This window comes from Butyrivibrio fibrisolvens (genome assembly GCF_023206215.1).
Lineage (GTDB): Bacteria > Bacillota > Clostridia > Lachnospirales > Lachnospiraceae > Butyrivibrio > Butyrivibrio fibrisolvens_C.
Genome location: NZ_CP065800.1, coordinates 3,111,139 through 3,129,527 on the forward strand (window position 1 = coordinate 3,111,139; position 18,389 = coordinate 3,129,527).

General features: G+C 38.7%; 21 protein-coding genes. 1 reads left to right on the forward strand and 20 read right to left on the reverse strand.

Translation table 11 applies throughout. The features are described from left to right. Nucleotides 1–12: 12 nt before the first annotated feature. The 20 genes from I7804_RS12955 to I7804_RS13045 form a co-directional block, all read right to left on the reverse strand. The gene (locus I7804_RS12955; RefSeq protein WP_248403793.1) at nt 13–597 is read right to left on the reverse strand and encodes an HD domain-containing protein; all 585 of its coding nucleotides are present in this window, start codon (nt 595–597) and stop codon (nt 13–15) included. Then, nucleotides 587–1,117 carry a GNAT family N-acetyltransferase gene (locus tag I7804_RS12960; RefSeq protein ID WP_248403794.1) on the reverse strand — a complete coding sequence of 177 codons (531 nt, stop codon included), beginning with the start codon at nt 1,115–1,117 and terminating at the stop codon, nt 587–589. Before I7804_RS12960 ends, I7804_RS12955 begins: the two co-directional genes overlap by 11 nt. Before the next feature lie 21 nt (nt 1,118–1,138). After that, nucleotides 1,139–1,402, reverse strand: coding sequence for a GNAT family N-acetyltransferase (locus I7804_RS12965; protein WP_248403795.1), 264 nt, complete (start codon nt 1,400–1,402; stop codon nt 1,139–1,141). 27 nt (nt 1,403–1,429) lie between these two features. After that, nucleotides 1,430–1,879 (reverse strand): GNAT family N-acetyltransferase, encoded by a 450-nt coding sequence (locus I7804_RS12970; RefSeq protein WP_248403796.1) that lies wholly within the window; start codon nt 1,877–1,879, stop codon nt 1,430–1,432. After that, the gene (locus I7804_RS12975; protein ID WP_248403797.1) at nt 1,857–2,093 is read right to left on the reverse strand and encodes a hypothetical protein; all 237 of its coding nucleotides are present in this window, start codon (nt 2,091–2,093) and stop codon (nt 1,857–1,859) included. Before I7804_RS12975 ends, I7804_RS12970 begins: the two co-directional genes overlap by 23 nt. Continuing rightward, nucleotides 2,060–2,512, reverse strand: coding sequence for a tRNA (N6-threonylcarbamoyladenosine(37)-N6)-methyltransferase TrmO (gene tsaA, locus I7804_RS12980; protein ID WP_248403798.1), 453 nt, complete (start codon nt 2,510–2,512; stop codon nt 2,060–2,062). Before tsaA ends, I7804_RS12975 begins: the two co-directional genes overlap by 34 nt. A gap of 113 nt (nt 2,513–2,625) precedes the next feature. Then, a complete protein-coding gene (locus tag I7804_RS12985; RefSeq protein WP_248403799.1) occupies nt 2,626–3,621 on the reverse strand; it encodes a hypothetical protein in 996 nt (331 codons plus the stop codon). Between the two features lie 308 nt (nt 3,622–3,929). After that, nucleotides 3,930–4,397 carry an HIT family protein gene (locus I7804_RS12990; protein WP_022758094.1) on the reverse strand — a complete coding sequence of 156 codons (468 nt, stop codon included), beginning with the start codon at nt 4,395–4,397 and terminating at the stop codon, nt 3,930–3,932. 40 nt (nt 4,398–4,437) lie between these two features. Then, a complete protein-coding gene (locus tag I7804_RS18975; protein ID WP_278304521.1) occupies nt 4,438–4,560 on the reverse strand; it encodes a hypothetical protein in 123 nt (40 codons plus the stop codon). A gap of 142 nt (nt 4,561–4,702) precedes the next feature. Next, on the reverse strand, nt 4,703–5,152 hold the full coding sequence (locus tag I7804_RS12995; protein WP_248403800.1) for a GNAT family N-acetyltransferase: 450 nt from the start codon (nt 5,150–5,152) through the stop codon (nt 4,703–4,705). Between the two features lie 133 nt (nt 5,153–5,285). Further along, nucleotides 5,286–5,675 (reverse strand): contact-dependent growth inhibition system immunity protein, encoded by a 390-nt coding sequence (locus tag I7804_RS13000; RefSeq protein ID WP_248403801.1) that lies wholly within the window; start codon nt 5,673–5,675, stop codon nt 5,286–5,288. A gap of 515 nt (nt 5,676–6,190) precedes the next feature. After that, nucleotides 6,191–6,610, reverse strand: coding sequence for a GNAT family N-acetyltransferase (locus I7804_RS13005; RefSeq protein WP_248403802.1), 420 nt, complete (start codon nt 6,608–6,610; stop codon nt 6,191–6,193). 119 nt (nt 6,611–6,729) lie between these two features. Next, a complete protein-coding gene (locus I7804_RS13010; protein ID WP_248403803.1) occupies nt 6,730–7,194 on the reverse strand; it encodes a GNAT family N-acetyltransferase in 465 nt (154 codons plus the stop codon). A gap of 126 nt (nt 7,195–7,320) precedes the next feature. Continuing rightward, entirely contained in the window at nt 7,321–8,352 is a 1,032-nt protein-coding gene (locus I7804_RS13015) for a helix-turn-helix domain-containing protein (protein ID WP_248403804.1), read from the reverse strand. 377 nt (nt 8,353–8,729) lie between these two features. Continuing rightward, on the reverse strand, nt 8,730–9,890 hold the full coding sequence (locus tag I7804_RS13020; protein ID WP_248403805.1) for an MFS transporter: 1,161 nt from the start codon (nt 9,888–9,890) through the stop codon (nt 8,730–8,732). A gap of 378 nt (nt 9,891–10,268) precedes the next feature. Beyond that, complete coding sequence (locus I7804_RS13025; RefSeq protein WP_248403806.1) at nt 10,269–11,519, reverse strand: MFS transporter; 1,251 nt, start codon at nt 11,517–11,519, stop codon at nt 10,269–10,271. Between the two features lie 39 nt (nt 11,520–11,558). Further along, nucleotides 11,559–11,807 (reverse strand): hypothetical protein, encoded by a 249-nt coding sequence (locus tag I7804_RS13030; protein ID WP_248403807.1) that lies wholly within the window; start codon nt 11,805–11,807, stop codon nt 11,559–11,561. 386 nt (nt 11,808–12,193) lie between these two features. Beyond that, nucleotides 12,194–13,717, reverse strand: a complete 1,524-nt coding sequence (locus I7804_RS13035; RefSeq protein ID WP_248403808.1) for a hypothetical protein — start codon at nt 13,715–13,717, stop codon at nt 12,194–12,196. 154 nt (nt 13,718–13,871) lie between these two features. Further along, entirely contained in the window at nt 13,872–14,663 is a 792-nt protein-coding gene (locus I7804_RS13040) for a CPBP family intramembrane glutamic endopeptidase (RefSeq protein WP_248403809.1), read from the reverse strand. A 92-nt stretch (nt 14,664–14,755) separates the two neighbouring features. Next, the gene (locus I7804_RS13045; protein WP_248403810.1) at nt 14,756–15,982 is read right to left on the reverse strand and encodes an EAL and HDOD domain-containing protein; all 1,227 of its coding nucleotides are present in this window, start codon (nt 15,980–15,982) and stop codon (nt 14,756–14,758) included. 439 nt (nt 15,983–16,421) lie between these two features. On the opposite strand from I7804_RS13045, the gene I7804_RS13050 reads away from it, so the two are divergent. Then, nucleotides 16,422–18,383: a flagellin gene (locus I7804_RS13050; RefSeq protein WP_248403811.1), complete on the forward strand. Its 1,962-nt coding sequence runs from the start codon at nt 16,422–16,424 to the stop codon at nt 18,381–18,383. Nucleotides 18,384–18,389 lie beyond the last annotated feature (6 nt).

The window sequence follows — 18,389 nt, forward strand, 5'->3', positions numbered from 1 at the left end:
GCTCCCCTCTGTTCAACACTCTTTTCTATATTCTTCAAGAAATACTTCCATGAACGCATGGCGCTCACTGGCTATATCAGCTGCTGCCTCAGTATTCATCAAATCTTTCAGAAGTAAAAGCTTATCATCAAAATGTTTTAATGAATCTTCCAAAGACCTGTCATGCTTTCCGCCATACGCAAATGTTCTTGCTATTCCTATAGCTCCAATTGCATCGAGCCTGTCCGCATCCTGTACTATTTTCCCTTCCAGTGTCTCAGGCACCTTGTCCTTATTATGACTAAAGGATACTCCATTTATAATATCCACTATCCATTCTATGGTTTCAACCTGAATATCCTGACCTTCCAAAAAAGTTCTCGCATTCTGATTGTTCTTGGTATTAAAAAGTTTGTGATCATCGACATCATGAAGAATAGCTGCCAAAGAGATCACAAACAAGTCCGCTTCCTGATACTTAGAACTAATAGAAAGGGCATTGTGATAAACCCTTAGAGAATGGTCTGTATCATGTCCGTCCGAATTATTATCGAATACTTTCTGTATATATTTAATTGCATTGCTAATAATCGTTTTTTTAGCATCGTCACTCAACATTTACTTCTCCACGAAAGATTACTGATACATGAGTAATCTTGTTGTCCGGATACGGATATTCTTTCTCAAAATGCATTCCAATAGATTCTGCAGTCTTATAAGAACCGATATTTGTATAATTGCAATATGAATAGATTGCAGGATAATCCGTGTTAGCAAAAGCCCAGTCTCGTACAGCAGCAGCTGCTTCCTTAGCATAACCTTTACGCTGATGATCTGCGCGAATGTGATAACCAATCTCAGGGAGCATCTCTCCCTCAATATTCTGAAGTGTCAATCCACAATCGCCAATCATCTCTCTAGTATCTTTCAAACACACAGCCCACAGTCCAAAACCGTTATCATGATATCGGTTCATATTTCTTTCAATCCAATCTCTGACTTTTTTCTCATCAAAAGTATATGGATAATGCTGCATGATGTCCCTATCAGCGAGGACTTTGTATAATGCATCAAAATCATCAATATTCATTTCTCTAAGAAGCAATCTGTCTGTTTCCAATATAATTCTTTGTTCCATTTTAGTCTCTTCTACATCATATTATTTATCCAAACTGGAAATTGTTAGTGTATATATATCTGATTCAAAGGTAGCACTACCATCATTCTTGGTATATGAGGAACTGTGATCATACACCATACCCAGCTTCTCCATAACCTTTCTGCTGCCTATGTTTTCTTTTGCGCACTCACCTTCAAAGGTGTGTGCTCCATATACTTTTACAGCATGTTCCATTAGTGCGCTCATGCCTTCTACTGTATATCCTTTTCCCCAGCCAGCTCTGTTAAGTCTCTTATGCTTCATTATTCTCTCCCTAAAAATCCGTCTGATTTATTTTACTAAAACCATACATTCATTAGAATAGATAAATCCACACTTAGCGTATAAAGCACGTCCATCTTCTGTAGCATCCAAACTTATTTCTGTTACGCCTTTATTCCAGGCTTCATCTATAAGCATGGACACCATCTTCATACCGATTCCCTGCCTGCGATAATCCTTTGCAGTATAAACATTCATCAAATGGGCACGTTTACCCGTTGCGTGTGAAAAGGTTGGCATGAGCGTGATATAACATATAGTTGCACAACCCGCAACCCTGTCTCCATCTAAAGCAAGGACTGTCGTCTGCTGTCCATCAAGAAAAAAGCTTCTACTGTTTTCAACAAAGCTTTGGGAGTACTGGTAGTCCGGATCAAGGGAGTTGACCTCCTTAAGCATCTCCAGCCTGCTACTCATCATGTATTCAATATCGTCATTAGTCGCTATTCTTATTTCCATGTTCCTCGCCTAACCACTTAGCAATTTCAGGATCCGCTGCGTTAGTTAATACAAAACTTATGACATCCTTTTTGCTAAGCATCTTTTTAAGTAATTCCTCGTCCAGCTTATCAAGTAGCTCCAAAAAGCTTATCTGTGAATCAGCCTTTTCATTAAAATAATCCTCTACAAAAAGTATATTTAGAAATAATGTTCCATCAAACGATCTACCCATTCAGGGACAGCCGCATCTTTCTTATCATATACAGGGTAATACGGTTTTATATCCAAAACAGGAGTGCCATCTATGGCATCAAGTCCCTTAACAACCAGTGTATCCTCAGAAACAGAAAACACTTTGACGGAAGTCATTCCGATGCGGTTAGGTCTATCTTTTCCTCTCTGGGAAAAAATACCGACAAGTGGCATATCTTCTCTGTTCTGCGGTCTTCTTTGCAGATGTTTATCTTTTTCATACTTTGCTTTATCAAGATGATAAAGAATGATAACATGAGAAAAATCTTCGAGTCCCTTCAATCCTGAAATGTATTGGGAATCCAGAACTATAGAAGAAGTATCCTCACCCCAGGAAACATCTTTTCTGTCCTTAACTTCATTTCTAACATAGCCAATTGGTTCCATTTCAATCTTCATAGCTGTCCTCCTCAAGTAAAGCTCATGTTAATCCAAATCTTCTGTCTTTAAATCATCAACATCAAAAAACATTTTTTCATCCCTGCCCAAATTAGTAATAATTATGCCAAGTCTCACTCAACTACTGGATGGAAAACGTTAAAATTTGTAAAGCTATGATGGTATAGGTATAAGCACACTTCCCCATCCGAAGTTGCCAGGTGAAAGCCATTACTTTCAGCTAAAGAAATGATTTCGTCTAACATTTGCTGCTTTTCAGAATCTGTATAATTATCTGATGAATTTTCTTTTATTCGTATAGAATCCATATCCAATACTATCGCACCGTCTCCATACTTAAAATCCGCTTCAACTACGTCGTTGTAGCAAAAATAATACTGATCAAGAACAACCTTATCATTAGTATCATTATCAACATAAGACCCCCACCACGGAACATCATTATATCTATAGGGTGGAACCGTGTCATATACTCGTCCTAAAGAGGTAGCCTCAAAATGGTCCCAGTCATGGGCAAACCACATTTGGGAATTCGAACCTGACAGGTTAATGCCATTTTTTTCAGCTAAGATCATGATTTCGTCTAACATATACTGCTTTTGAGAATCTGAATAAAGATCTGATGAATTCTCTTTTATTCGTATAGAATCCATATCCAATATTATAGTTCTGCCTCTAACCTTAAAATCTGCTTCAACTACGTCGTTGTAACAAAAATAATGCTGATCAAGAACAACCCTATCATTACTATATATACCAACATAAGTTGCCGACCACGAACCATCAAAATAATGCCAGTAGTTTTTTAGCAAAATGGAAATTGTGATGATCATAAAACAGGTCAGCAATACCATTACAATACTTTTGCAACGAATGCCCAAGGTAACACTTAATTGTTTCCTTTTTAAACACCATCCTATTAGATAAAAAACAGGTACAGATAAAACTGCATCCAGGAAAATAACTAACAAAACATAACTTAAGAACATTTCTTGTGAGTCGCCTCCAAGAAATCTAAAATCCAAAAATTTCACCCAAGCAAGCAATAATAATATCCTGAATAAAGTGAAAGCCACTTTCTCTTTTCGCGATGGAGACTGAATGATCATATAAAACAAAATGCTGCACAAAAACGGAAGCAGGATAAGAAGTATATGGAAAATAGACATAAATCCGAATTCGGCCGATAAAATTGATATAAGGAAAATTAAATCTGTTATTATGGATACCATGATTATTTCTATGGTTCTAATATATTTATTCACTGTATTCCATACTCCCTTGCCTAGATGAATATCTTTAGTTGTTGTTTTACAACTCTCTATTCTCCAAACTTTCTATTTCTTACATAAATACCAATGCTGTGATAGAAAATGTGCCAATCAGAATAGTATTCATAATAATCCACTCATTTTGCTTATTTAAGCAGTTTATCCAGCTCGCAAAGAAGCTTTGCTTTCATCTCCTCAAGTTCTTCGGTGCCGGGTCTATTACTATCAGCATACATTTCTTCCATAGGATACCACCAAACTGGTCCCTTTCCGTTGTTGCCATAGTTCTCTATATCTCCTGCTCTTCTAGGGAAAAGATGCCAGTGTATATGTGCACCACCTTCGCCGTTACCAAGGCATTCATAATTCATCTTTTCGGCTCCAAAAGCGTTTTTGACAGCTTCTGCAACAAGAGTCATCTCCTGCAAATGCTTAGCTCTTGTTTCCTTATCAAGATCAAACAGTTCCACAACATGATCCTTATAAAGAAAAAGAGTATATCCTTTAAAATGTTGAAAATCTCCAATAACCACAAATCCCGTTTCAAGTTCCTTAACAAGAAAGGGATTTTTTCCTTCTTTTGTCTCTTTTATTCTTTCGCATATTCCGCACATTTTCATTCTCCATAAACCGTAATATTAGCGCCACACATTATTATACCTTCTCTATCTCGTGATCGATCAGCTTGTAGATCCAGCTCTCTTCTAATTCAGAAATAACTGTCTGCACTGTTTCTTCTACAGATAATTCTTCCCTTGTAGCAAACTTATACTCCATTTTCGTCTACTCCTGTGCAAATCCCAATGCAAGCTTTTACAGCTTCTTCATCAACTAGTACGCATCCATATAAGTATAGCCTGCTGAACTTTCAAAAGGCTTTGCTTAAATTCATACCCTACAAAAAAGTCTGATTCAATAATTATTTCTGAAGCTTCATTTTCAGGAGAGAAACATAATCATCTTCCAGCATTTTTTCTCCTGTAAAATCAAATCCGTTGCGTTTATAAAAAGCTATTCCTCTTTCGTTTTGCTCAAGAACCCAAAGCCAGTCCGCTTTCTTTTCTTTGGTAGCAAAGTTAAGGAGCTTTGCACCAATCTTCTGGCTCTGGAACTGCGGCTCTACAAACAATTTTATGATCTGCCTGTCATCAAGCCTTATCATGCCTTTTACTACACCATCATCAAAAACATAGGTATTATTCAGAATATCCGGATTATCCAAATATTCTTTCGCTGTATCAAGAACATTTAACTCGCCAAAATAGAATGCATCGTACTTAAAGATCGGATAAAAATTAGTACGATAATTTGTAACTATCAGCTCTGCTATGCGAGATACATCTGAAATTGTTGCTTGTCTTATTGCCATATCATTTCCTTACATCATATAGATACTTATTATGCTATTTGTATACTTTTATTTTTTTGCATACAATCTTTTCTATCAGCTCATTCTGAAGAGTCATGCTCCTGGAAGTCGGTTTGAATCATCAAGAGCACTCTTATTTAAACCTATCTAATAGTTCACTTGGTATTTCTTCATTCGCTTCGATATCGGAACGATTATCCTCGACTATCTTCTTAAGGGAATCTAATTCTTCCTGATTATCTGTCCAATCCCTGTCATCAAGGCTAAGTAACGCCAGAAGAAGGTCTCCTTCAAAATGTGTCACGCACACAAGCGGTTCATTCGCTAACATCTCTATCGCTATTGGAAGAAGGTATTTAAGTCCGATCTTTTGTCCGATCAAACATCTGATCTCTTCATCCGACAAGCTTTCAATGGGCTTTTGCCTGGCTTCATGACAAGTAACAATAATGTACGTATCATGTGTGGGCTCGCCCCAGTAATCATTTTCCAGTTCTTCAATTGATTTACTTAAATCTACCATTTACTGCTCCTACTTGTTGTCTTTTTCTTCTATGAGTTCTGAGATTTTGGTATTGTCATAGTTCCTTAATAATAGTAAATGGCTTAAGGAAATGCACTTTGCCAATCATCAAATGTCCTATATGACAGCATTAGATAACTGGCATAAGGCATTTCTAAAGTCGTTTACTATAGGCTACAATACGCAATATATATCAAAATCATAGTTTCATTATTCTACCACATATCATGGTAATAATATATCAGAAATGCAGAATTAGTATGGATTTTTCATCTATATATTAGTTGTATAAATACTACCCTTGTAGTTATAGACAGTGCAACAAAAATGCCCTGCGCACACTTTGTACGCAAGGCAAATGTAAAAAATCAAATCAAACAGTTCCTTCAAATAGAACTTTATCCCCTATCTGAACTCTTTCAACACCTTGTTTCTTCTTTTGATTGAAGTTGAAACTCAGCATATATCCAGTATTCAGATTCCAATAAGTTACTTATTCCGGGTTTTGTCATTTATTACGTATATATTACTTTTCTAAGGGCAGGTCCACAGTTCTCGTGTGGAAGGATCTTGAATCCCTGTTTTACATAAAACTGCTCTTTGTCTTGCGCAGCTATGAGCTGAATGCTAAGCCTTGCGCCTTTGGGAGCTTCTGCCTGTATAATCTCTACAATCCTGTTCACGATAGTAGATCCGATCTTCTGTCCCTGATACTCAGGTCTTACTACTACATCAACTATGGTAAAATACATTCCGTCTCCAACAACTCTTCCCATGGCTACAGGAAGATCGCCATCTTTGGCTAATATAAAATAAACGCTGTTATTGATCGCTTTTTCTGACTGCTCGGGGCAGAAGTTGTTCCAATCTACCGACTTCCTTAAATCATAATATGTCTGCAAGTCCGGGATCTGCTGTGAATAAGTAATTGCCATAACATTAAAGTCTCCTTCTACTTCTTTTGTTCAATGCATTCCAACTGTTCCGATGACCATAGCACAAATCAGAAAAGATGCAATTATTCTTTTACTCTTCATCATTTATCGCCTTTGTCTTAAATATTCATCCAAATTCCCTGATCATGGATAGCTGCATCTTCTACGGAATTATAGAATCTCTGTGTCTCGCCATTGCTAGCCATTAGAGCTATTAACTGCGATACATTTTTAGACTTCAGATCTTCGCGAAGAGTTTTCATAAGAGCCTGCGCAACCTTATTATGTCTTTCGTTCTTAAGAACACATATCCAGTCAAGATAAGCGCTGCAACATGCTCCATCATTCCTGCTGGCAATAAGAGTCGAATCAATTCTGCCAATTACCTTGTCTTTTCTTACAGCGATAAATGATATTGCTGTATTAAATCTAGGATCTGAAAAAGAGCTGACTACGGCCTTTTTGTACTCTTCATCTGGTTCCCAGAAGTAGGTGTCCGGTTCCTGCTTGCGAAGCTCTTTTTCGAAATCTATTACCATATCTATATGTTTTTCTTCAAATGGTATTACCTTAAAATCTCCCATTTTATTATTCTTTCCTTCTGTCATTACTAATTCGATATTCAAACCATAGGTCATCTGCCCGTTTAGCACTGTGTGCAGAAAGACTGTAACGCGTATTACCATTTTGTACGCATTACAGTCTTAATGTCAATTACTCTTTTTTATTCCCTTTAACCTGGCAATTTCTCTGACATATCTGTCAACCTGCTCACCTTCGGTCACGTCATAATCTTCCTTGAGGTTTTCAATCAGTCTCTGATAATCCTTGATAGCCTTATCGTATTCCTTGTGTGATTCATGTAGCTGTGCCATTGAGCAAAGACCCTCTGCAATTCTGGGCTTTTCCTGCATATCAAAAGACTTTTCGTAAGCTTCCAAGGCCTTATCATACATTCCGAGTTTGGCGTATCCATCCCCTAAATCGCAAAATGCCTGCCACTCATTGGGAAACTCTTTAATCATTTTTTCCCAGATCTCTTTTGCCTCTTCCAAGCGGCCTTTACCAAATGCCACATCACCTGTATACAAAAGATATTGATGATTATTTCCGGCTTTCTTCATCTGTTCAATATACGGAATCGCATCATCATACCTGCCATCTGCAATCATATTTTCCAAAAGAGCATATAGACAGCGGTAATTCCCCGGATATTTATCCAACAATTCTGTAAAGAAACGAATCACGTGAAAATGGTTATCATACCACTCATCGCCGCAGACGCCTCCATTAGCTTCGAGGAAGTCAGCCCATCCACCCTTGTCATCCGGATCCATCTCTAATACTTTCTGTGCATAGTCTGAAGCCAGTTCGTGATCACTATGTGCTCTGTGGTTGTATATACTTGCAAGGTTTCCAAGAGCACGTATATCCTTTGGATCCTGTTTAAGCCTATCTTCCAAAAAGCTGATTGCCTGTCTGAATGTATCAGGATGAATTCTTCTCTCGTTAAAGATCATGTTCTCGATGCGCTGCATCTGTTCCTCATAGGGAAGCTCAAAAAGCTCATCGATACTTACCCCAAAGAATATTGCAAGCCTTGGAAGAAGTGATATATCCGGGTCACTGGCGCCTGTCTCCCACTTGGAAACCGCCTGATATGATACCCCCAGGTACTCAGCCAATTCTTCCTGCTTTGCCTGTTTCTGTAATCTAAAATACTTAATCTGTTTACCTATCATATAAAGCCCTTTCTCAACTAAACGTTGATTTTTTCTATAAAGAAATGGCCATCTCTTTTCTATAATCAGATTATAGGTACAGATTGTATACGAATCAATCGAGAGTATTTTTAGTTGATTCTATCTTTGGTTGAGCCTGTATTTGACGTCAAGTTGGCACAACGTACATTTGTCTGGACAATTATTATCTGTTCTTCATCATATGCTGTTCTATCCTGTCAGGTAATTCTTCAAGGATACTTCCTGCAATTTTATAGATTTCTTTATCCTTTGATTCAACTGTAAAACTCGACATTGTCTCTTTCTCCATTCGTTTCTTAAGAGCTTTTTTTGTCTTTCAACGCCTTTACCGCTTTTCCCATACCTATACTCTTCAATTATTGATCAATCTTTTTACTAAACATCACAAATCCGGCTACGCCGATCACACCCATAGTACATCCTGTCAGAATGAAGCTAAGCGAAATCCCTGCTCTTGAAACATAAGCCGATGCGAAGAGAAATATGATCTCCACCAGGTTCACGCCCATGTTGTAGATAGACAGGACCTCGGCTCTGTAGTTCTCAAGGCCGTTTGCATCTATGACTTTATTCTCTATTTCATCAAAAATGTATTCCGGCACTATCACAGCAAGTGGTAACAGCAACATGATAGGAATCACTATCAGCACATGATCTGACATGCCGAATACTATCATCATCATACCAACTGTGAGGAAGCCAAGCATAAAGGTTAACAGATATTTCTTTTCACTGATCATCTTAAGAAGCTTTTCTGATATCATCTGAATGAGGGAATAGCCAAGGATTATGGCACTCATCCACTCTTCTGATATTCCGAGATTTTCAAGCTTATCAACATAGAAGAAATTGATCAGAATAAAAGTAATGCTGACGCAGGCAAGGATCACCACGATCATCGTGTTCTCCAGGTTGAATGCCAGCTTCTTTACCTTCTTTTCCGTAACTTCTTTTTCCTTAAGATGCTTTTCCTTCTCAATCCCAAAGCTTGCAACTAGTCCCAATGCACTGGAAATAACTGTTGCCACAAGCAAGCCTTCCAGTCCAAAAAAGTGATAGAGTCCGGCATAAATTATTGCACTTACGATAAATCCGGCCGTTCCACAGTTGCCAATCCTGGCATTCTTTACAACATACTCATCTGATTCATATTGCTGATAAAGATAGGCACTTAAAGTTCCTGAAGAAAAACTGATGGCAATACCTTCAACAACTGCCTCTATCATAAATACCGCAAAGTTTCCACTGAAAAATGAAAGCATCAAAAGAATCCTTGCCAGAAGCCACATTCCCTGTGACAAAACCAGCGTTTTCTTATATCCTACTCTGTCTGTGATCTTACCGGTTGGAATCTCAAATACGAATATCATTATTGATAAAAAGGCCTGCAGGACAAAGAACTGTTCCAGCGATAGTCCTGCCTTTGTCCTTATAAGCAATGATACCGGTGAAAAGAAAACCAGGCCATCCATAAAGGCCATAATTTCGAGGTTGTCTATATGTAATTTGTTTTTCATGATTTTATTCTCCGTTAATTATTTTTACTAAAAGTTTTTACGCGCAAAAAGACTGTAGTGCGCACATTTAAAATGGTACGCATTACAGTCTTGATTCATCACAAATAACCCCTATTTAGATAAGGCACCTGTAAAATGTAATCATCTGACTTGAAGCGTACACAAACAAACCCGTAAAACAGGTTATCTCATTGTCTCCTATACACTTTTAGTCAAATAATTAACGTCTCACGTTCTCAACCTCGCATATTTAAGCTATTTATTACACTATCACATTGATAAAGCGGCGTCAATACTGCTCTACACCCGGATTAGCGCCTTCAGCTTATCAACTCTCGGCATACCTTCGATATGGAGGTCATTGATCTTCTGCTCCGCTCAAGACTCAGCTGTTTCCGATTCTTCGTCACTTTTATAGAGAAGCGGGAAGCTTTTCTTATCCAATACATTTAATACAACAAGTAATGTTATGGCAACAAATCCAACAGCCGCCACCAGGATCCATGCATGCTTGTAGCCGTATACATCTACCATTTTACCGATATAGATATTGCCAATAGATGTAACTGCGCTGCAGACGATGTTGATAGCGGAGTTAACCCTGCCCCAATGAGTTGACGGAACACGCCTAGTCATATATGGTGCGCTGGCTATGGTGCAGAATATCTCACCCAAGGTAAAAACAGTCATCAGCACAAAGTAAAGAGAAATTATCCTGCCCGAAAAGGTATAGCTCACAAGCCCTGTTACTATCAGCACTTCTCCTATAAGAAACTTTCTGACATCTATGATCTTACTAAGGAATGTAGTAATAAGCGGAGTTCCAACTACGACAACTATGGCATTGGTACTTGTCAGAAGTCCAAATATTGTCGCCCCCTTGGCTGCATACAGATTCTCTATATGAAGCGGCAGAAGATAATTGAACTCTGAATATACCAGAGCACAAAAGCCGGATACAGCCATGTACAGGATCAGTATTTTTCTCTCACGAAGGATCTCAAATATTCCCACGCCTTCTTTCTTTTCCTCATATTCGCTGACATGCTTTTTTTCAACACTGAGCTTTTTTATGAAAATAAGGATCAGAAGGGTTGAAGAGAATGTTGCAACTGATGTTACTATAAACGCCAGCCACAGATAGTTTTCAAATAATAATCCGCCAAGTGTTGGTGCAAGTACAAGTCCAAGGTTCATGCCAAGATACTGAAGGCTATACGCCTGCTCTCTGTTATCTGAATCGCTAAGATCTGCTACAAGTGCATCGTAGGACGGCCCTTCAATTGTCGCAAAGAGGCCTGCGATGTAGAATAGCGCAACGCTGATAAAAGACAGAGGAATAAGTCCGCTGATAAAATAGCAGATAACTGTAACCATATCGCAGCAGACAATTATCTTCTTCCTGTTGACGCTGTCAGCAAGCTTTCCTCCAACCATGACGAGTGGAAGCTGGATTATCGCAAGGACCATATCAATCGTTGCGATAGTCGTTGCGCTGTATCCGAGCTTGTTTTTCAGTATCAATGTCATGATAGGCCAGATAAGAGACCCCATACTTGTAACTATTCGCCCAAAGAACAGGACATATATTTCTTTACTTAGATTTTTGTATTGTTTTAAAAACTTCATGTCAATATTCCTTTAATTCTGATTTTATTTTAAGTCTTTTTAATTTAAGTCTTCTTTGGAAATCTCAATTCCCGGATAATGTTCAAGTGTTGTCAGATCAGTATCCATGGGCACTTCGTAAGCCATATAGAAATTATCAGGATGTGCCTTCTGAAGATCTCCCAGCTTACTGTCAATTTTTTCTTTATCATTAGAGACGTAGACAACCGAGACCACGCCTACGTTGTCGTGAGGCTCAGAAGTGCTTTCTTCAACGCTTCCACATAGTATCAAAAATAATGTATCCATATCTTTCCCCCTGCAAAACTATTTGGTTGATTCATCTAACGAAATGCAAATATTACACTTGCTAATATTTAAGTCAGAGCAATAAAAATGCCCTGCGCACAATTTGTACGCAAGGCAGAATAAACCATGATTAATAAACCTGTCTTAGAATGAAGGTTATAAGCATTTGGTTATCTATCTTGAGCGTACAAAAATAAAGCCTGGGTATCAGGCGATTCTTATATTTGTTTGCTTAGATTAGAAAACCTTTATACTCATAAAATTCATTTACCTCTTTTTTCAAACTCAAAACGATAGTAGCATATCTGCATTTGTGATGCAAGATAAAAAAAAGACTAATGCATAAAGTATAGCTTACGCATCAGTCTTTTTTATTACAATTATTCTTAATTCATAGCTACGCCATCTACATAAAGTGTGTATCCATTAGTATTTACACTTGAAATATCTCCGTCAAAAGAGCTGATGTAGGTATCAGCTGTAAGTGTCCAGGTGCTGTCACTGTCTATAGATACAGATACTGTTCCGACTTCTGTAGAAACTGTCTCGCCGCTTGCATTGGATATCTCACCGCTGATAGTACCTGTGAAGCTTGATCCATTGGTAAGATTAAGTGTCAGCTCAGAATCATCTCCAACAAGGATTGTTCCTTCTAAGGTCTGGCTACTTGCATTAACTGTAGCTGTGTTGTTATCACCGGTCCAACCATCTGCGCATACAGAAAGAAGGATATTGTCTGAATCTTCGTTAACTATCTCTACATCTTCAAGGTTGATCACAGCTGTTGTGTTAGTCACATGGAATACATGACCATTCTTACTTGTAAGTGATCCGCCGTTCATAGTGAATGTTGATGTACCGCTGTCAGCGTCTCCTGACATTGACTGGTAGATCATTATAGAGTCATAGAATGTAGCATTGCCGTTAGTATCTGTGTTATTGGCTGTGAGATCGCAGTCATTTAATGTGATCGAATTGATGCCTTCGATGCAGACTCCTTCAGAGAGATTGGATACGAGAGTCGCATCTGAAACAGTGATATCAGCTGTCGAATATATAGCAGGTGACCCAAGTCCATTAGTAGTATATGTTCCTCCATCTACTGTAACTGTTCCGCCGCCTCTGTCTGTTCTGATGGCAGCTGATGATCTTCCGCTTGTTTCTACAGTAAGGTTAGAGGCTTTTGTAATACCACCGCCTGTTGTCATGATACCGCCGGATCCGTCACCTGTGGTTGTGATAGTACTGTCTGAAATAATAACTGTTGTTCCATCGCCTTCTGCTCCGTTCTGACCGCCATTGCCGCCATATGAGAATACGCCGTTAGCTCCGTCTGCATCAGATGTGATGGTCGCCCCTGTAATAGTGGTTGTTGATCCGTCTTTGACCAGAACTGCTGCATTAAGGCCGTAGAAATTGCAGTTGTCTCCGCCATCTGAATCACCTGTCTTGGTTACTGTGCCATTAGAGATCGTCACGTCATCACTTGTTGTGATAAGAAGTGCGCTTTCATCAGCAGTATCACTTTCATATGTCTCTCCATCTTGAGAATCAGCGCTTATTATAGTTGTAGCTCCTGTGTAGTCTATGTCGGCGCTACTGTTTCCGCCGCCTCCAAAACCTCCGCCTTCACCATCGGGAGGGTTTCCGGGAGCTTCTCCATCAGGCATTTCTCCAGGTTGCCCATCAGGTGCTTCTCCTTCAGGCATCTCGCCATCAGCTACGTCCTTGGCTTCAGCCTCCTGATCCTGACCTGATGTTTCATTCTCCTGTGCCTCTACTTCCTGTGTGATTGATGTTTCTTCTGAACTTGAAGCCGAGCTTGTCTGACTGCTACATGCAGTAACAGCTGTACACATGATAGTTATCATTGCTATTGATAATATTCTTTTTAACTCTTTTAGTTTCATGATTAGCTCCTTTTTCTGATTCCGAGTGTGTTTCCTTTGTTCTTCTCGGAATTATTTGTTTGTTGTTAATATGGAGTATGAGACACAAAACTAAATTTAAGTTAAAAGAGTTTGGAATTAATGGAAGTTTATAAACAATTTAGAAATAAACGGGCTACTGAGTAAGGCGCTCCGGCTGTCTTAATATTACAATAACAGACATTGCAAGTATTATGCCCATGACTACAAAGTATCCGTAATTGTCCAGTATTGTCATAAGATCACTCGGCGTCCACTCTTTAATAAGATTGGTAGAGTTTATGACTACATCTGTAAGGAAATGAAGGAGCATCGCTGCAAGAATGTTATGAGAATACAGGTAGACAGCAGCGAATGCAAATCCCCATACCGTCTCCATACAAAATCTTATAGCTGCGCTATTAAGCGTCGTAGCTGTAGCTGCATGTGCAAGGCCAAAGGTAACAGCTGACACTAATGCATACTCAATGCGCTTAACACTTGTTTTATCATCTTCAAGAAAATATCCTTCGCATACAAAAACTCTAAAGGAGAACTCTTCAAATATAGAAGCTGCTAACTGCTCAAGGACAAGATACGACAGTACAATTGGTATAGTCGTATTTGCAAAGGCCGGCTTACCAACTACAAAATAAGTGACTATCACAAAAGGGATATACAAAAATATGGCAAATCCAGCTTTTATGCCTTTAAGAAAGTCTTTGGTATAGATAATCTCGCCGGCGGATTCCTTGCCGTAGAATCTTAGATATACAAATAGTTCTACCACGAAGAAAAGGATCATCAGGGCGCTTTTTATGACATGGTAGATAACTCCGCCAAAATAAATGCCCATGATAGAATCTGCAAGTATGAACATGATGGCAAATGCAATGCATATCACGATTCCCGAATACTTCCTACCACTTAAAGCTTTACTATCTCCCATAGCTTCTCCTTAACCTTTTTATGTGCAGGCGTCCACTATAAAGGTACTTCGTTCGCAAAACCTTTGCAGATATATAATGCCGTCCAAGTGAGTTATTTAATGTTAACTATCTTCTTGTACCAGTCGAGGGCCTCGAGATATGCATCATAGACTACATTCCTACCAATCTTGTTAAGAAGCATAAGTCTCAGCGTCTCGTTCCAGTCTGCATCCTCATAGGCAAGTATAAATTCCAGTACAGGGTATATACGTCCCTTATGATCCAGCAGTGCCTGTCTTATATCAGTTGAGATCTTGACCATCTCAAGACACTCTTTCATAGGCTTTTCAAGGATCTGATCAAGTACTGAGAAAAGGCCCATAAGGAAAATCTCCGCGCTAAAAGGCTCCAGTTCAAAATACTTGGACAGATTCTCTGCAAATCTTGCCCTTATCATGGACATTCTGGTGATCTCACTGGGTCTATCCGAACACAGTTCCTTGGTAACAGCGGTTGTGATCCACTTCTTAAGCTCTTTTTGCCCAAGAAGAGCTGCTGCATGTCTTACAGAGGATACACCTCTATTGGATGTCATATGATTGACCATCTCAAGAAGTCTTACAACAAGTGCAGCATCCTGTCCTATAACATTGGCTGCATCTGTAAGTTCAAAGTCTGATTCGTTTACTACATTTAAGAGCTGAAGATAGGTAACCTTAAAAGGCGCAAGCTCTTTTTGCTGCTTGGTGATAGGTGTTCTGAAAAACTCACCTTCATAAAGGTCATAGCTTGCATTACCTGAGAGCTCATCGTACTCTTCTCTTGTATTAACATTGACTGCGCACAGCTTCATATCCTTGTACATATGCGAGAAATAGGTATGAGCCTTGTCTATATCGATATTCTTGTGATCAAGAAGTATATAACTGCACTTCTCCAAGACAGGGCGATAATTCTCAAAGTCAATGGGCTTAAGCTTCTTCATTGCAAACTTAAAGCCTTCCTTTGCAATCTCGTCCATTCTGTTAATATAGTTTTCTTCCGGTTTAATAGAAGGATCTATAAGAAGCACGACCTTATCATGAGGAGCAAAGCACTGCCCTGCTATATCTGAAAAAATAGCAATATTGTTTATCTCTATAAATACAACATGATCATCTGCTATCGTTTCTAGGCCTATTTTGTCTACTATCTCAAATCCTGCAATATTGCTGGCACCATCGAAGACGCTTGTTGATAAGGCCAGCGGATTCATATATGTATCTGCTTTCTGGGCAAAAATAGAGTAGGCACGAACTTCCATATTGTCGCCAAATAGTGGCATCAAAGTAGCTAGCATATAAGAGCCTCCTTTTAAGGGCTTTAGATCAGTATCAAAACTTACAAATCTCTTCCTGCTGCGCTTCTAAACATTCTAGATATAAATATTGTAAAAGAAAATAAAAAAGAAATCTTCTCCGCAATTATATATCGGTCATTTTGGCCAAATCATAAGCAATATATTAACCAAAATTAGCTCCCAACTATTATTGTTATATGACAAAAAAGATAATGCTAAAAACATAAGTAAATACTGCATCTGTACCGATATATAAAATGAAAGTGAGGATACTTTCTATGTAGTACGTTATATGTTGTAACAGTAAGATGCAAAAAACGCATGAATGTGTTTCTACATTCGTTGTTACAAGATGTAAATGCTGCATATCCAGGAATACAGGGATGTATTTCTGAAGGTGACAAGGACGTTTTATTTTTTATTTTACAAGGAATACACTATGGGCGGCTTTGTCATACAACATAATTTCTCTGCAATGAATGCACAAAGGCAGTACGGCCTGGTTGCAGAGCGCAATTCCAAATCAGCTGAAAAGCTCGCATCAGGATATAAAGTAAACCGGGCAGCAGATGATGCTGCAGGTCTTGCAATCTCTGAGAAAATGCGTCGTCAGATAAGGGGCCTTCGTCAGGCCGAGGACAATATACAGGACGGAATTAGTTTCGTTCAGGTAGCAGACGGCGCTCTTAATGAAACCCATGATCTTCTTCAAAGAATGAATGAACTGTGCGTAAAGGGTGCAAATGACACTCTTACTGATTCAGACCGTTCTTATATCAACATGGAAGTCCAGGCAATCAAGGAGGAGTCTGACAGAATCTTTGCTACAACATCCTTTAACGATAGATATATATGGAATGTAGATATCCCTAATCCCGTACTTATAGGATATGCTCCTACGCAAGCTCTTAATGTAAGTAATCAGAGATATGGAAACTATCCAATCACCGGTTCCAACAAGGATTATATGCCAATTCCAAGTACCTGCAAGGTTTCGGCAGATGATACTAACGGAATAAAAGTTAGCTGGACAGGTTTTGACGGAAACACTTATACGACTGACTATATAAGCTGGGATGATCTTGAAGCTTCAAACTATGACTTTAGTATAGCTGATCATCTGCCAGCAAGTTATACCGATGCTGTCAGATCAGGAATACAAAGCTTTTTTAGTGGAACTATTAATATGAACGTTATATCAGATCCTGCAACAATTGCAGATTATGTAACTGCGCTTAATAATGCGGGCATAAGCATTAATTATTCAGATAAAGCTTCTGGTAATTTTGATGTTCCTACCGATACGAACGGGATTACTGTTAGTGCCAATATTAATATATATGCAAAAGAAAAATCATCAACTGCCGGAACTGATGACGCATATGATTTTGCCTCAAGCACAAATGATGATTTCATAGAACCTGCGCTGACAAGCAGTTCAAACCTGACACAAATATCAGGAAACAATACTTCTGATATAGATGTAGCTAAAACAAGCACCACCCCTTGGATATTTAAATTTAACATGTCCGGTGTTGGCGGTGTTACCGCAACTTCAGCCAGTGTTTCTTTTTATTCATATGATGAGCGTCCTGAAAAAGAAAATATCTGGTGGAGTTATAACTATCAGCATCAAAAAGTTCCCTTTTCTCATTCACAATCAGGAAATCTTGCCGGAGTAATGAAATCGCTAACGGGTTCTCTTGGTGTATTAACCGAGGAAAATCAAGGAGACACAAATACAAACGGAAACATTACTATTAACTTTGATCTGGTTAGTGATACACCTTTTAGCTATAACGGTGTAGATAGATCCAATATCGGAAATATGTATATTAATATTCCTGTAAGCACCACGGATACAGAATCTACCATTCTGGCAAAGGTCAATTCTGTGCTTAAATCAGATACTGTCCTTGACTTAAGCCAAAATAGTTCAGACTATATGTACTGGTATTCTCCTTCAGAAAAAACCAGTACAGTTGATGTACCTATATATGGCGGACAAATCAGCATGATCATTCAAAGCGGCGCTGACCCAGACGACAATATACCGATCAGTTATGAAAAGCTCAATAACGGCGTTATTGGAATAAGAGATCTGGAAATTACTACATCAGCTTCTGCACGTTTAGGAATTGATACTATCAAGAATGCGCTTAATATCATATCCGAGCAGCGTTCAAACTTTGGTGCCCAGCAGAACAAATTGGCACATGCATACTTAAACGATAATAATACTCGTATAAATACACAAGATGCAGAGTCCAAGATAAGAGACACTAACATGGCTTCTGAAATGGTAAAGTACTCACTTACCAATATCTTAAAGCAGGCAGGTCAGTCCATGATGGCCCAGGCCAACCAGACCAATCAAGGCGTAATGTCACTACTGCAGTAAAAAGTC